We start from the raw sequence: 13,687 nt of genomic DNA, 5'->3' as shown, positions 1-13,687 counted from the left end.
CGCTTTCGGGTTTTGATATTCGAAAAGAGATGCGCCCTCTTCGTGAGTGAAAAAAATGTTAAACCTTGCGCTTGGCTTCATCAGTTCTTTCTGCATGACGCTACTTATAGTTCGATTCGCGGGGCGCTACGGGGCGCTCTCCCTGGATCATGATTTGAACGGGGTTCAGAAGAACCATTCTCATCCGGTGCCGAGAGTCGGCGGCATCGCACTGATGGTCGCGGCTTGCGTGACGTTTCCCATCGCCGCGATATTCGGCGGCAATCCGCGCGACGAATCCCTGCTTTTGCTGCTTTGCGCGGCGCCCGCGTTCGGCAGTGGCGTCATCGAGGATCTTACGAAGCGTGTAAGCGTCCGTGCGCGTCTTCTCAGTGCAATGCTGGCGGCGCTCCTGGGCGCGTTCCTGCTCAACGGCGTGGTCAGCCGCGTGGACCTGCCGCTCGTCGATCCGATTCTCTCTGTCGCGCCGATCGCGATTGGCCTGACAGTTCTCGCGGTCGCGGGGCTCACCAATGCGGTCAATATCATCGACGGTTTTAACGGGCTCGCCGCGGTCGTGGCGATTCTGATTTTCGGCTCGATCGGTTATGTCGCCCATGAAGTCGGCGATTTGCTCGTGATGAGCACCGCGCTCACGATGATCGGCGCGATCGGCGGCTTCGCGATCTGGAACTATCCGGCAGCGTCGATTTTCCTCGGTGACGGCGGTGCCTATTTCATCGGCTTCACCATTGCGGAGCTGCTCGTGTTGCTGGTTGCACGGCATCCGAATGTCTGCGCGTGGTATGCCATGGTCGTCGCGATCTATCCACTCTTCGAAACGCTGTTCTCGATCTATCGCCGCAGAATCGTGCGCGGCCGGCCGGTCGGCGCACCCGATGGCATCCACCTGCATACGCTGATTTTCAAGCGTATCGTGCGCAAAGGCTCCGATCCGCGTCAGCGTCAGCGCAGAAACGCGCGCACGTCACCTTATCTGTGGGTCTTGAGCATGATCGGCATCGTGCCGGCGTCGCTCTTCTGGCATAACCCGGTGGTGCTCGCGGTGACCGCGGTCGTGTTCGCCGTCGCGTATGTCTGGCTGTACACCGCGATCGTTCGGTTCAAGACGCCGCGCTGGCTGGTGGGCAGCAGACAGCCCGTCGTTCCGAGTGCCGTGACCGAGCAGACGACGCATCACAAGTAACCATGCGATTCCGGTACGATGCGCGCCGGTGATTGGCAGGAAGACAAAGGGGCCCTGGTCACATCGACCGGGGCCTTTTGGTTTTGGCGATGCTGAGGTTAGCAGGGCGTCGATCGCAGACGCTTGCGGTTGTTGATCATCCGACAGGACCCGATGGCTTTGGCGGCACCGTCATCGCGCTCTGCCCCGCTTCGCCCGACATGAACCGGGCGCGTCGCTCGCAGAAAAGCCCGCGCGCAAGAAAAAAGGCCGTGGTCCGTAGACCAAGGCCTTTTCGTCGCGCCGCCCCGCTGTGAGCGATATCAGCCCGCCACGCCCGCAAGATCCGACGTACGCGACGTGAACAGCGGAATCGACGAAGCGTTTTGATGCTCGAGCCATTGCTGGAACATCAGCACGTTCCACAACTGACGATGCCAGTTCTGCTCGCCCGACAAATGCTGCTGCCATTTCGCCCGCACCATGTCGGCATCGAAGAAGCCCTCGCGACGCAGCCGCGATGCATCGAGCAGCGCCTCGGCCCAGTCGCGCAGCTCGCCGCGCAGCCAGTGCGTGATCGGCACGCCGAAGCCTTGCTTGGGCCGCTCGATCATCGCGCTCGGCACATGGCGATACAGCACCTGGCGCAGCGCCCACTTGGTTTGCCCGTCGCGCACCTTCATCGATTGCGGCAGTCGCCATGCAAACTCCACGACGCGATGGTCGAGGAACGGCACGCGCGTTTCGAGCGATACGCCCATCGCGGCGCGATCGACCTTCGTGAGAATGTCGTCGGGCAGATAGGTGATCATGTCGAGGGCCATCATGCGCTGCACGTCGTCGAGGCCGGTGAAAGCGGGCGCGTTGCCGGTCATCAGCGTAGGCGGCTGATGACCGCCGATCACGAGCGCGGCCGGGTCGTTCCACTGCGACATCATGTGCAGATAAACCTCGTCACGCGACTGGCACGACAGCAGTTGCGCGCCCTTGTGCAGCTTGTCGCCGACTTTCACGCCGCGCAACGACGACGGCAGAATCGGCTCCATGAGCCCCGCCATGCTGTTCCAGCGCTTCGGCGAAATCCCGACGATGCCGGATGCCGCCAACTTGCGCAACGACGCCGGCAACACCGTCATCTTGTCCCACATGTCCGGCGCGGTCCGGTAACGCTGATAGCCGCAGAAGAGCTCGTCGCCGGCATCGCCGGACAGCGAGACCGTGACGTGCTGCCTGGCGAGTTGCGAAACGAGGAACGTCGGTATCTGCGACGAATCGGCGAACGGTTCGTCGTAGAGTTCGGGCAGACGCGGGATGACGTCGAGCGCCTCGCGCGCCGTCACGTACAGCTCCGTATGGTCGGTGCCGAGATGCGCCGAGACGGCCTTCGCGAGCTTCGCTTCATCGAAGTCGCTTTCGTTGAAGCCGATCGTGAACGTCTTCACCGGACGCGACGACTGCTTCTGCATCAACGCGACGATGGTCGACGAATCCACGCCGCCCGAAAGAAACGCGCCGAGCGGCACGTCGGAAAGCATCTGCTGGCGGATCGCATCGCTGAGCAAGTGCTCCAGTTCATCGACCGCGTCCTCGGCACTGCCCGCAAAGCCGCGCGCTGCGCCGTTGACGGCCGCCTCGACGGCGAGCCAGTAGGCCCAGATGCGCGGCTCGCGCCGTTCGAGCGACACGGTGAGCATCTTGCCCGGTTCGAGCTTATAGATACCCTCGAAGATGGAATACGGCGCGGGCACGCAGCCGTGGCGGATCTGCAGCGTCAGCGCGCCGCGATCGACGTTGTTCTCGAACGCGGGATGCTCGCGCAGTCCCTTGAGCTCGGAGCCGAACACGAATGCGGCTTCTTCGCCCTGTCCCTGCCATCCGTAATAGAGGGGCTTTTCGCCGATCCGGTCGCGCGCGAGCGTGAGCTGGCATTCCTGCCGGTCCCACACGGCGAACGCGAACATGCCGACGGCGCGCTCGATGGTGGCCTGAATGCCCCACGCATCGAAACCGGCCATCAACGTTTCGGTATCCGAACTACCCCTCCAGACCGGCGCGCGTTGCGTGTCTTCCAGTTCCTCGCGCAGATCGAGATGGTTATAGATTTCGCCGTTGAAGACGATGACATAACGGCCGCTGCCCGACGACATCGGCTGATGCCCCGCCGCCGAGAGATCCAGAATCGCCAGCCGGCGATGACCGAGCGCGATGCCCCGCAGATCATCGGTCCAGTCGCCCGCGTCGTCGGGTCCGCGATAGGCGATGGCAAGCGCCATCTTCCGAACCGTTGTCTTCGAGTCGCCCGGCCCGATGCCGCGACCACCCAGAAAGCCGACGATACCGCACATGTTCGTTCTCCTTCAGTTGCGGCCAGAGGCCACGCTTATGCGATGCTCACTTTTCTTCGACGAGCCGCAGGTAGATATCTTCGAAACGCTCGCGCGCGCGCATCATCGTGAATTCGGCGTGGATGCGCGCTTTGGCCATCTGGCCGAGACGGATGCGTTCGTCGGGCGTCATGTCGACGACGCGCGACAGTCCGGCCGCGAGCGCGTCCGTGTTTTCCTTCGCGACGACCACGCCCGTGTTGGCCACGAGCATGGCTGCATCGCCGACATCGGTGACGACGCATGGCAGCGCCATCGCCATCGCCTCGCCGACCACGTTCGGGAAGCCCTCCGTGCGCGACGAGAGGCAAAACACGTCCATCGCCGACAAACACGCGGGCACGTCGCGCCGCTCGCCGAGCAGCACGAAGCGCGACGCGAATCCCGTCTGCGCGATCCAGTCGGCGAGCTCGCGATTGTTCGCGTCGAGATCGCGGCCGACCATCATGAAGCGCACGCCGGGATGACGCGCGGCGAGGATGCCCGCCGCGCGCACGAAATTCTGGTGATCCTTCACCGGATGAAAGCGGCCCAGAATGCCGACGACGACCGCACTGTCGTCGAATCCGCATTGCTGACGGATCGCGGCGCGCTGCTCGGGCGTGGCGGCAAGTCGTGCGACATCGAATCCGTTCGGCACGACCATCATGCGGCTCGCGTCATAGCCGACCGACACATGCGCCCGGCGCGATGCCTCGGCCGCGCACACGATCGCCTGCGGCACGGAGTACGACAGCCACGCGCAGACCTTGCGCAACAGCACGGTCACGCGCGAGCCGCCCGACCTGACGTCGGTGGTGCGCACGCCCCAGACGATGCGTTTGTGCGCCGCGAGCCGTCCCGCGAGTCCACCGAGAAAGTCGGCGTGATACATCCACGTCTGAATGATGTCGGGGCGCTCTTTGCGAATCAGTTTCACGAGGTGCCACAGCGCGCGCGGAAAGCCGAGCGGCGAGCGCATGCCGAGGCTATGCACGTCGATGCCGCGCGCGGCAAGCTCTTCGCCGACCTTGCCGGTCGTCGTGAGCGAGCAGACGACGTGACGAAACCGCGGATCTTCGATGTGCGACTCGATGAGGCGCTGAAGCATGCGTTCAGCGCCGTCCGCATTGAGCGCAACGATGACATGGAGAAGCTTCATGGTCCCGGCTGCCGTTTTTCTACGATGGGCCCGTCCCCAGGCAACCGACGCGCGCGCCGCTGACGGAGATGCTGGTGCTGACGGGTGTGTTTTATGGCGATGGGCCGCCTCGCCGGATGACCTGTGTAACGCGCGCGCAAGACATCGCCCGATGCGGCTTCCAGTCTCCGATGAGTCATCAATGTAAGCCGGCGCGATGGCACGCACTGTGCGACGCGCCACACGCCGGTTCTCTTGCCCGCGCGCGCCCGACGGCGGGCGCCTCTCGCGTCATGCGCGTCTCATCGGGCCGCGCCACGGATTCCACTTGCGCAGTTGCGTCTTCAGATCGATGACCGTGATCTCGCCGACCGCATTCCACGTGTGTAGCCCTTGATGGCCGCGCGGCGGCGTGCGAATCGAAACGGTCCGCTCGGCGTACGTCGTCGTCGTGAGCTCGGTGATCTCGCGGAACGTCAGCGCGGCGCCGTATTCGCGCTCGCAATTCTGCGCGGGGCGAATCAGACGGTTCTGCCCGTCCTTGAACAGGTTGCCCGCCATGCGCGCGAGACGGCAGTCGGAGACGACCGGGTTCATCGGATGCGCGGTCCATTCGCCGAACGGGCTATCCGAGTAGAAGATCGACAGTTCGTCCCAGTTCGATCCGCCGTCTTCCGTCATGCTCGTGAACATCCACCACGTCTTGCCGTCGTGATGGAGCGTCGTATCGGCCGCGACGACATCGCGCATGATCACCTTGTGCAGCACCCAGTCGGTCGGGAACGAAGCGGCCCGATACATTTCGATCGTACGATTGCCGCACGTCTCCGGAATCATGAAGACCTCGCCTTCATGCTCGAAGAGAAACGGATAGGACAGGTGATAGCTCTTGTCGAGCACGACGCGCGGCGTCTCCTGCCATGTCTGCTTGACGGGATCGAACGCGATATGGCTGATCGTCCCGCGGTTCGTTTCGTACGGAAGGCTCTCGAAGAACAGGTGATAGTCGCCGTTCTTGCCGCGCCAGAGAAACGGGTCGGCGTGAAACTGCGACGTCATGCCCGGAAGCGTGACCCAATTGCGGCTTTCGTCGCCGTCGACACTGTTCTCCGCGCCCGCGCGACGATAGGCCAGCACCCAGTGTCCGCGCTGAACCAGCAGCTTGAGGGGCTGATTCAGCACCTTGCGGCCGAGATGCCGCAACGCGAAGCACGTCGACGTGAAAGCCGACAGACGAGCCGGCTGCGCCTTCGCCTTGACGAGCGGAAAGTCACGCGGCGACGTGGCGGACTCCAGACGCTTCTGCGCCCGCTCGACAAGAACGGCGACCCGCCGCAGGCTCGTCTGCAGCGACTTCAGGAAGAAGAGCTTCTCGGGTATCGCGACATACGACTCCGCGAGCAGACGCATTTCGTCCGATTCGGGCGACTTCCACACGGCTTGGATATGCGGCGTTCGGCACTGGAGCAGCGCTTTCCATAGCGCCTCGATGTTCTCGCTGCCGTCGTACAAGACGACGATTGGTGCACGCGCAGGCAAGCGAGTTCGCGGTGTCTCGTCGGAGTCACCGTAGAGCCGCTTTTCGACGCGCGTCCACCATTCAAGCACGGAAGGATATGCGGGTTGCGCCATTTCTTTTCCCTCAGACAGCAGCGATTCGCCAGTCGACCGAATGCCCGTCTTTAGCTAAACGCTTAACTGTCTTTATATAGTTGTGGTCCGGCGCTTTGAAATCATGAACAGTCCATTTCATGCGAATGCCGGCGAAGAAAGACTAGAGTCTGGGGAAAGCGCGTGCGGTGCGCTATCGCACAGTTGCGAGAGCTAATTAATGCGCGGAATTTGAACGATGGTGCCGAAAAGGAGACGCCACGAGACGATGCGCAGGCTGGAGGCGGCCGCGTCGCCGGTGACGGGATGGAATCCTAACTTGTTGGCTGGACAGGAGAATGCTTCGCGGATCAACGCTCATCGCGGCGCACGGCGACTTCGCGCCGACGATACCACGTTGGCCGCTTGTGTCCCGGCTTGCTCATTTCATCTGCCTTATGCCTGGAGAAAGGCGAAAAGATAATTTCGATCACGGCCAGCAATGCAAGGCCGATTATTGCGAAAAAAACAATTGCGCCTATAACACCGACTACTGACATGCTCCCTCCGCGCTCATCCGCGTTGAATCAAGCATTTGATAAAACCCACGACTGAAAGTTTTGACCGAATGAACTTTGATTTATCGGTGATTATATCACATGGGCAATCTGCCGATTTCCGGCACACGACCTGTACACAGGATTTTGGGACGTATCCGACGCGCGCAAATCCCTGAACAAATGGGTGAAAGCGCTTCTGTTCGGCGGACCGGCGCTGCAAGGCGCATGGGCCATCGCGTGCGACGCCCGGCAGCGTTGCGCCCTCCGATTAATCGACTTCGATGCGCCGCGCATTAATTACTGCGGCCCGGTTTTTCGAAAGACAGTATTTCGCCATTCAAACGCCTTCAAAGATATTCGACGTTTCTTCGACAGTCGCCAGACTATTTGACCGAAGATTAACCGGCGTTCTTTCTAAGCGGCTTTGTCGGATGGCGTCAAGAGAATGTCCGCTACGGCCAACAAGGAAAGGCCGACTACGGCCACGAATCCGACGGTCCCGGCGAAGATGCTGACGAGCTTCATGGTTTCCTCCGCCACTCACGGGCGAGTGCTTCCGTTGCCAAGGCTCTCGCGGGCGCACGGCGATAAACGCACGAACGCCCGCAGCCGCTCCAACGGAAGCATAGGCGTAACTTCGCCGAAAAAGTATTCATTTTGCGGCGAAAGATGCGCCCGCGCCGTTTGCGCAGACAAGAAACGATTCGCCAGTCGAAAGGAAACCGATTCCGGTCAGCGGCCGCGCCGGATAAAACTGGCGGTAACTTCCGGTTCCACGCCACCGTTGCTCCACGCTTGCCTCGCGGACCCCCGGCCGACGCCCATCGCGCGCGTCAGGATCGCCCGGGTGCCCGGCGTGGCGCTGACGTGCGCGAGCTGGTGCGCCTCGACCCATAACAGCTCATGAAATCTGGCGTCGGCTTTCGGCCGCAGATGCACGTCGTCGGGTATCGCAATGCGAAACACATGATGCAGATGATGCGCCGATACCTGCTGAAACAGAAAAGCGGCGGCGCTCGCCTGCACCCCGGTGTCTTCGTGCAGCGCTCGGATCGCCGCGACAATCGTCAATTCGTCGAATGCCACCGCTCCACCCGGCAGCAGCCACGGTCCGCCACGCTCCCGGACCAGCAGCACTGACTGGTGACGAACCAGCAGCACAGTTGCGCGTTCTCTCATTCCCCGTCTCCGTGATGCACCCCAATTCGTTGTTGGATTTGATGGTGCGATACGACGCGCGGCGTGCCATTTTGATTTCACCGTCGCCCCGATCTAAAGCTTGAACTGGTGTGCACGTTCGATCTTCACAGGCTTCGAAGCGCTTCGCAATGCGTGATGGCCCACGTATGTGCGCTGCGCGACCAGGCACGATCGGAAAAATCGTCTGTAAGCGGGGGATGCCGGGTTCCGTCGGTCGGGCGAATGGCGGTTGAAAGGTGCGTCCGATGCGCGGCCGCGCGCGAGTCCGAGCGCGCGGCCGGCGATGCTTACTGCGGTAGGAAGGTCAGGCGCCGAGCGCGGGATCGCTCACGCTATCGCGCCCGGTCTCGACGTGACCCGCAAGGCGCCGCAAGAACGCACGATCGGTGTCGACCTTGATTTCGACGTCGTACCAGCCGTGCGCGTCGCGCAGATCGAGGTAGACCTGCTCGGTGTCGCCGCCCCGCACGCGCCGCGTGATCGTCTTCGACGGATCGTAGGCGTTGGTCACGCTGAAGGTGCACGCGGCCGTTCCGCGATTCGCGAGCCGCAGTTGCAGATTGCCGTTGGCGACGTCGTAACCTTCCGCGACTTCCGGGGCGGCCTGCTCGCTCGTCCACCATCCGTGCGACGGCGCGCCCGCTTTCCCCGCGATCCGCCGGAGAAAGCCGTTCGGTCCGTGGACGACGAAATCGAAGCTGCCGTCCGGATTCGCCGCGACGCGATCGGTGAGACGCTTGCGCGCTTCGACCGTGTAGGTGCGCAACGCGTCGGCGCTCTCGTTGCGATAAAGCAGAAAGACGGCGCCCGCACTGCCCGTGTTGACGAAATCGAACGACACCGCGTCCTTCGACGCATCCGCGCGCGTTCGCACGAACAGTTCGTAGGGCAACGCGCGCGCGGCGCGAACGCCGGGCTCCTGCTTCGGCATCGCCTGCGCGGCGGGCGGAACGGGCACGTAGTCCGGATGGCGCAGCTTGTCGGGCGGAACATAGCCGTTCGTGGCGGGCAGCGTGGGCATCGCCGTGTTCGGATTGCGGAAATCGAACGCGGATGTCAGATCGCCGCAGATCGCCTGACGCCACGGCGAGATGTTCGGCTCAGCGAGGCGGTGCGCGCGACCGAAGCGCTTCTGGATAAAGCGGATCACCGACGTATGGTCGAAGGTTTCGGAGCACACCCAGCCGCCTTTCGACCACGGCGACACGACGAGCATCGGCACGCGCGCGCCGAGGCCGTAGGGGCCGCTCGCGTATTTCGCGCTGCCCGGAAAAATTTCGGCGCTCGTATCGACGGTCGAAAGGCCGTTCGCGCTCGACGTCGGCGGGAACGGCGGAACGACGTGGTCGAAGAAGCCGTCGTTTTCGTCGTAGTTGATGAGGAGCGCCGTCTTGCTCCACACGTCCGGGTTCGACGTCAGCACCTGCAAGACCTGATCGACATACCAGGCGCCATAGTTCGCGGGCCAGTTCGGATGCTCGGAGAACGCTTCCGGGGCGACGATCCACGAGACCTGCGGCAGCGTGCCGGCTTGCACGTCGCGCTTGAGCATCGCGAAGTAATCGTCGCCCGCGGCCGCGTTCGTACCGCGGCGCGCCTTTTCATACAGCGGGCTGCCCGGCTGCGTGTTCTGATATTGCGTGAAGTAGAGCAGCGAGTTGTCGCCGTAATTGCCGATGTACGCGTCGTCGGTCCAGCCCCACGAGTTTTTCGCGTCGAGTCCGGTGCCGATGTCCTGATAGATCTTCCACGAGACGCCCGCGCGTTCGAGCACCTCGGGAAACGTGGACCAGCCGTAGCCCGCTTCCGCGTTGTCGACGACCGGACCGCCGCCTGCGCCGTCGTTGCCGACGTAGCCCGTCCACATGTAATAGCGGTTCGGATCGGTCGATGTGTTGGTCGAGCAGTGATAGGCGTCGCAGATCGTGAAGGCGTCGGCGAGCTGATAGTGGAACGGGATGTCGTCGCGTTGCAGATACGCCATCGTCGTCGTGCCCTTGAACGGTACCCACTGATCGTAGCGGCCGCCGTGAAATGCGCCCTGCCCGCTCACCCAGTCGTGCGGCAGATCCTGCAGGAACTGCAGGCCTAGGTTCGACGCGCCGGGATGAAACGGCAGCACTTCGCCCGCGCCGGACGCGATCGGCTGGTTGAAGACGGGCTTGCCGTTGGGCAGTGTGACGGCGCTCTTGTCGCCGAAGCCGCGCACGCCTCGCAAGGTGCCGAAGTAATGATCGAACGAACGATTCTCCTGCATCAGTACGACGATATGCTCGATGTCCTCGATCGATCCATGACGGTTGTTCGCGGGAATCGCAAGCGCCTGGCGAATGCCGAGCGGCATCACGTTCAGCGCGGCGGTCGCGCCTGCGGCCTCGACGGCCGCGCGCAGAAAATCACGACGGTTCTTGTTTTTCATTCGTTTCGCGGGGAAGTGGATAGGAAGGGTCAGTCCACCGTGTGAATCACCGGTGTGGCGAGCGGCTCCGACGCGGCCCGTGCCATGGCGGGTCGCGCGGCTTGATCGGATGCGTCTCCTGCGGCCTGTTTGGCCCAGTCCTGAAGCTCGCTCGTTGCACTCGTCGCGCTCCGGGCGGGTGCCAAGGGCGGCTCGCTGGCCGTTTCCGGCTTGCTGCAACCGCAAACGATTGCACACAGGCAAACGGCGAAACACGCCACGCTGACGTAGCGGCACGAGACGATCGACATCGGGTTCTCCGGCAGGGTCGCGCAGATCGATACAGCGCAGCGAAGCTTAGCCACGGCTTGTGTAAGCAATGTGACCGCTCCGCGATACCATAGGCCGGCAGGCCGACGACATGGACAAAACGAATCGCCATCCATAGGACGACAAGAGCGTGATACAGCGTGACGATGCAAACGGAGACCTTCTCGAACGCAACCCGGCCCATTCCCGCACGACGATTCATGACGCCGATCGCAAGCAGGCGCTCTTGCTCGCGGTGGCGTTGTCGCTCGGCAGCGCCATCGCGCTCGGGCTCGCGCGCTTTTCGTATGCGCTCCTCCTTCCGCCGATGCGGCTCGATCTCGCGTGGAACTTCGCCCAGGCCGGCGCGATGAATACGGCGAACGCGTTCGGCTATCTGCTCGGCGCGCTCGCGTTTTCCCGATTGTCGATGCGTGTTGTGTCCCGGACGCTGTTCGTCGCCGGTTGCGCGCTCACTGCTTTACTGATGGCGGCGAGCGGCGCAACCACCGATACGGACGCCCTGCTCGTGCTGCGCGTCGCGACGGGCGTCGGCAGCGCCCTCATCTTCGTGAGCGGTGGCGTGCTGGCCGCGCGGCTCGCGTCGATGTCGCCGCGCGACGCGGGGTTCGTGATCGGCCTCTACTACGGCGGCACGGGCTGGGGCATCGTGATTTCGTCCCTGCTGGTTCCGATCGCGGTTTTGCCCGTTGCGCATGGCTGGCGCTTTGCGTGGTTCGCGCTCGCGGCGGCCTGCGCCGCGTGTTCCGGCGTGGCGGTGTGGGCCGCGCGGCGGATCGAAGCGGCGCATCCGCTTTCGTCGGCGCGTCAGGGCGCGTACGCGGCATCCGGCGCGCCGGTGCAACGGCGGCGTTTCGCGCTCGCGCTCGCCGGATATGCATGCTTCGGCATCGGCTATATCGGCTACATGACGTTCATCGTCGCGCTGCTTCGCAATGCGGGCATGAGCGCGGCGGTGGTGAGCGGCTTCTATATTCTTCTGGGCGTGGCGACGGTGGTATCGGCGCGGATGTGGTCCGGGCTGCTCGATCGCATGCGCGGCGGCCAGGCGCTGGCGATCCTCAACGGGCTGCTCGCCGCGGCGACGCTCATCCCCGCGATGCTCGTGCATCCCTTGGCCGCGTTCGTTTCCGGGACGCTGTTCGGTGCGACGTTCTTGTCGGCGGTGGCATCGACGACGGCGTTCGTGCGGCACAATCTGCCAGCGAATCAATGGCCGACGGGCATCAACGCATTCACGATCGTGTTCGCGCTGGGGCAGATCGTCGGGCCAGTGGTGATCGGGCGGGTGTCGGACAGCGCGGGGCTGACTCGCGGGCTCGTTTATTCCGCGTTGGTGCTGGCGGCGGGCGCGGTGCTCGCGGGGTGTCAGAAACCATTGAGCCAACCTTCAGAATTGAGTTGACTGATAGTTCGGATTCCAGATAAATCCGTAGCGCTCCGTGAGCGTCAGATCCGGCTGCCCGCGCGCGCCTTTTTCAACTTTGCGTAGACGTGGGAACAGAACGCATCGGCGACCACGCGATTGACGGTGAGAATATTGTCGGCGCTCACGCTTTCGCGTGACAGGCCCTGTTTCTCGATAAGCCGCTGCGGAATCAACTGGCTCACGAACGAGTGGCAAAGCTCCTTGCGCGCCGGCGCGTCGACCGACTCGAAGTACTCGCGGCCCGCGCGGATCTCCTCGCTCATCTTGGCCTTGGCCGTGTCGTTCTGAACCTGGATGCTGGCTTCGAGATGCGCTTGCGCCGTATCGCGGCAACGGCGGTCCTTCTTTTCGCCTTCGAGTTGCTTTGCCTTGATCGACGCCATCTTCCGGTCCGCATCGCCGATCCGGTAATTCCCCTCCAACGCCTTGAACAAATAGCCGCGCGGGCTCACCGTCACCTTGCCTTCGTTGAGCTTGAAACGCGTGTATTCGATGGCCTGCTCGAGACGCTCATCGGTCCAGACATCGCGACGCTTGGCGAGGCGCTCGAAGTCGGGCGTATCGAAGGCGAACTCGTTGTGCAACAGGAGGTACATCGAATCCTGAATGCCGGCGCGCGCGGCATCCGCGCCCTGCTTCTTCGTGAAGCGAAAACGGATTTTCAGCTTCTCCGCTGGAACGCGTTCGGCATTGGGCTCCCAGCTGACATCGAAATCCGAGACATCGTTGAGTTGGTCGATGGCGGGTTCGAGAAAGCGCTTCTTGAATTCCTTCACTTCCTTGCGTGACTCACCGACTTTTCCCGGCCATTCCAGCACGTCTTCGAACGCGAACCACTCCGTTACGCCGTGACCTTCGCACGGGATGAGACGGTCGTAGATCGCCCGGGCAAGCGAAAGCGAAAATGCCGTCGATGCCCGCAGGCTCAGCCAATGCGCCTTGTACGGGCTGATTAGATACTTGATGACGCGTCCCGCAAGCAGAATGCAAACGACGTTCCGCTCGATGTAGCAGTCGCCCAGCAGACTGATGGTCCCCCACGAGTCTTTTTCAGTGAGTTCCTCGATCGACGGCGCCGTCATGATTTCGACGCGAGCCCGAGCCGCGGATCGCATTTGCGCGATGAGGTGACTATGGTTGCGGCTGTCGTAACGCATCAGCCACTTGAAGTAGTTGATGTCGGCCGTGAACGTGTAGACCTTGTCGTCGATGAGTTCTTCGGGAGCCTTCGTCGCGACGATGAAATACGCCGCATCGAGCACGCGCCGCGCGGCGATGCCCAGACCGCCGACCCGCGTGAAGATGTTGTTGCGCAGGAAACCGATGTCCCGTGTCGATTCGCAGATCGCCGAACCTTGCGCGGACATGTCTTCGTAGATGTCCAGCGCCAATTGCTTCGGCGTGACAGTGAGGTCTTGGTTTTCCATGCTTCCGATTCGGCTTCGATCCCCGGCACTCTATCAGGCGAGAAAGGGGTGTCAACACAAAAACCACCCCGGTCACTTGCCAGC

Annotated in this window: 10 protein-coding genes; 3 read left to right on the top strand and 7 right to left on the bottom strand. The window is 62.8% G+C overall.

The window, feature by feature from the left end; genetic code table 11:
* The first annotated feature begins 55 nt into the window (after positions 1-55).
* Positions 56-1,186: an MraY family glycosyltransferase gene (locus tag NCS28_RS30445; protein ID WP_250517506.1), complete on the top strand. Its 1,131-nt coding sequence runs from the start codon at positions 56-58 to the stop codon at positions 1,184-1,186.
* A gap of 302 nt (positions 1,187-1,488) precedes the next feature.
* Here the strand turns inward: NCS28_RS30445 and asnB are convergent, their stop codons facing one another.
* The 4 genes from asnB to NCS28_RS30425 all read right to left on the bottom strand — a co-directional run bounded on the left by asnB (position 1,489) and on the right by NCS28_RS30425 (position 6,819).
* Positions 1,489-3,510 carry an asparagine synthase (glutamine-hydrolyzing) gene (gene asnB / locus NCS28_RS30440; protein ID WP_250517505.1) on the bottom strand — a complete coding sequence of 674 codons (2,022 nt, stop codon included), beginning with the start codon at positions 3,508-3,510 and terminating at the stop codon, positions 1,489-1,491.
* 46 nt (positions 3,511-3,556) lie between these two features.
* Positions 3,557-4,690: a glycosyltransferase family 4 protein gene (locus NCS28_RS30435; protein ID WP_250517504.1), complete on the bottom strand. Its 1,134-nt coding sequence runs from the start codon at positions 4,688-4,690 to the stop codon at positions 3,557-3,559.
* A 270-nt stretch (positions 4,691-4,960) separates the two neighbouring features.
* Complete coding sequence (locus tag NCS28_RS30430; RefSeq protein ID WP_250517503.1) at positions 4,961-6,301, bottom strand: glucosamine inositolphosphorylceramide transferase family protein; 1,341 nt, start codon at positions 6,299-6,301, stop codon at positions 4,961-4,963.
* Between the two features lie 329 nt (positions 6,302-6,630).
* Positions 6,631-6,819: a hypothetical protein gene (locus NCS28_RS30425; RefSeq protein WP_250517502.1), complete on the bottom strand. Its 189-nt coding sequence runs from the start codon at positions 6,817-6,819 to the stop codon at positions 6,631-6,633.
* A gap of 184 nt (positions 6,820-7,003) precedes the next feature.
* Between NCS28_RS30425 and NCS28_RS30420 the strand changes: the two genes are divergently transcribed.
* Entirely contained in the window at positions 7,004-7,210 is a 207-nt protein-coding gene (locus NCS28_RS30420; RefSeq protein ID WP_250517501.1) for a hypothetical protein, read from the top strand.
* Positions 7,211-7,551: 341 nt separating this feature from the next.
* Here NCS28_RS30420 and NCS28_RS30415 read toward each other — a convergent pair whose 3' ends face one another.
* Both NCS28_RS30415 and NCS28_RS30410 read right to left on the bottom strand, forming a co-directional pair.
* Positions 7,552-7,998: an NUDIX domain-containing protein gene (locus NCS28_RS30415; RefSeq protein WP_250517500.1), complete on the bottom strand. Its 447-nt coding sequence runs from the start codon at positions 7,996-7,998 to the stop codon at positions 7,552-7,554.
* Positions 7,999-8,323: 325 nt separating this feature from the next.
* Complete coding sequence (locus NCS28_RS30410) at positions 8,324-10,438, bottom strand: phosphocholine-specific phospholipase C (RefSeq protein ID WP_250517499.1); 2,115 nt, start codon at positions 10,436-10,438, stop codon at positions 8,324-8,326.
* A gap of 505 nt (positions 10,439-10,943) precedes the next feature.
* On the opposite strand from NCS28_RS30410, the gene NCS28_RS30405 reads away from it, so the two are divergent.
* Complete coding sequence (locus tag NCS28_RS30405) at positions 10,944-12,152, top strand: YbfB/YjiJ family MFS transporter (protein WP_250517575.1); 1,209 nt, start codon at positions 10,944-10,946, stop codon at positions 12,150-12,152.
* A gap of 44 nt (positions 12,153-12,196) precedes the next feature.
* Here NCS28_RS30405 and NCS28_RS30400 read toward each other — a convergent pair whose 3' ends face one another.
* Entirely contained in the window at positions 12,197-13,603 is a 1,407-nt protein-coding gene (locus tag NCS28_RS30400; RefSeq protein WP_250517498.1) for a replication initiation protein, read from the bottom strand.
* Positions 13,604-13,687: the final 84 nt, after the last annotated feature.

Origin of the sequence: Caballeronia sp. INDeC2 (genome assembly GCF_023631325.1) — a bacterium.
Classification (GTDB): Bacteria; Pseudomonadota; Gammaproteobacteria; order Burkholderiales; family Burkholderiaceae; genus Caballeronia.
This window is presented reverse-complemented; position numbering and strand designations above follow the sequence as displayed.

Coding starts and splice junctions, on each gene's coding strand:
- NCS28_RS30445 (WP_250517506.1), top strand. CDS start 56: ATGTTAAACCTTGCGCTTGGCTTCATCAGTTCTTTCTGCATGACGCTA.
- asnB (WP_250517505.1), bottom strand. CDS start 3,510: ATGTGCGGTATCGTCGGCTTTCTGGGTGGTCGCGGCATCGGGCCGGGC.
- NCS28_RS30435 (WP_250517504.1), bottom strand. CDS start 4,690: ATGAAGCTTCTCCATGTCATCGTTGCGCTCAATGCGGACGGCGCTGAA.
- NCS28_RS30430 (WP_250517503.1), bottom strand. CDS start 6,301: ATGGCGCAACCCGCATATCCTTCCGTGCTTGAATGGTGGACGCGCGTC.
- NCS28_RS30425 (WP_250517502.1), bottom strand. CDS start 6,819: ATGTCAGTAGTCGGTGTTATAGGCGCAATTGTTTTTTTCGCAATAATC.
- NCS28_RS30415 (WP_250517500.1), bottom strand. CDS start 7,998: ATGAGAGAACGCGCAACTGTGCTGCTGGTTCGTCACCAGTCAGTGCTG.
- NCS28_RS30410 (WP_250517499.1), bottom strand. CDS start 10,438: ATGAAAAACAAGAACCGTCGTGATTTTCTGCGCGCGGCCGTCGAGGCC.
- NCS28_RS30400 (WP_250517498.1), bottom strand. CDS start 13,603: ATGGAAAACCAAGACCTCACTGTCACGCCGAAGCAATTGGCGCTGGAC.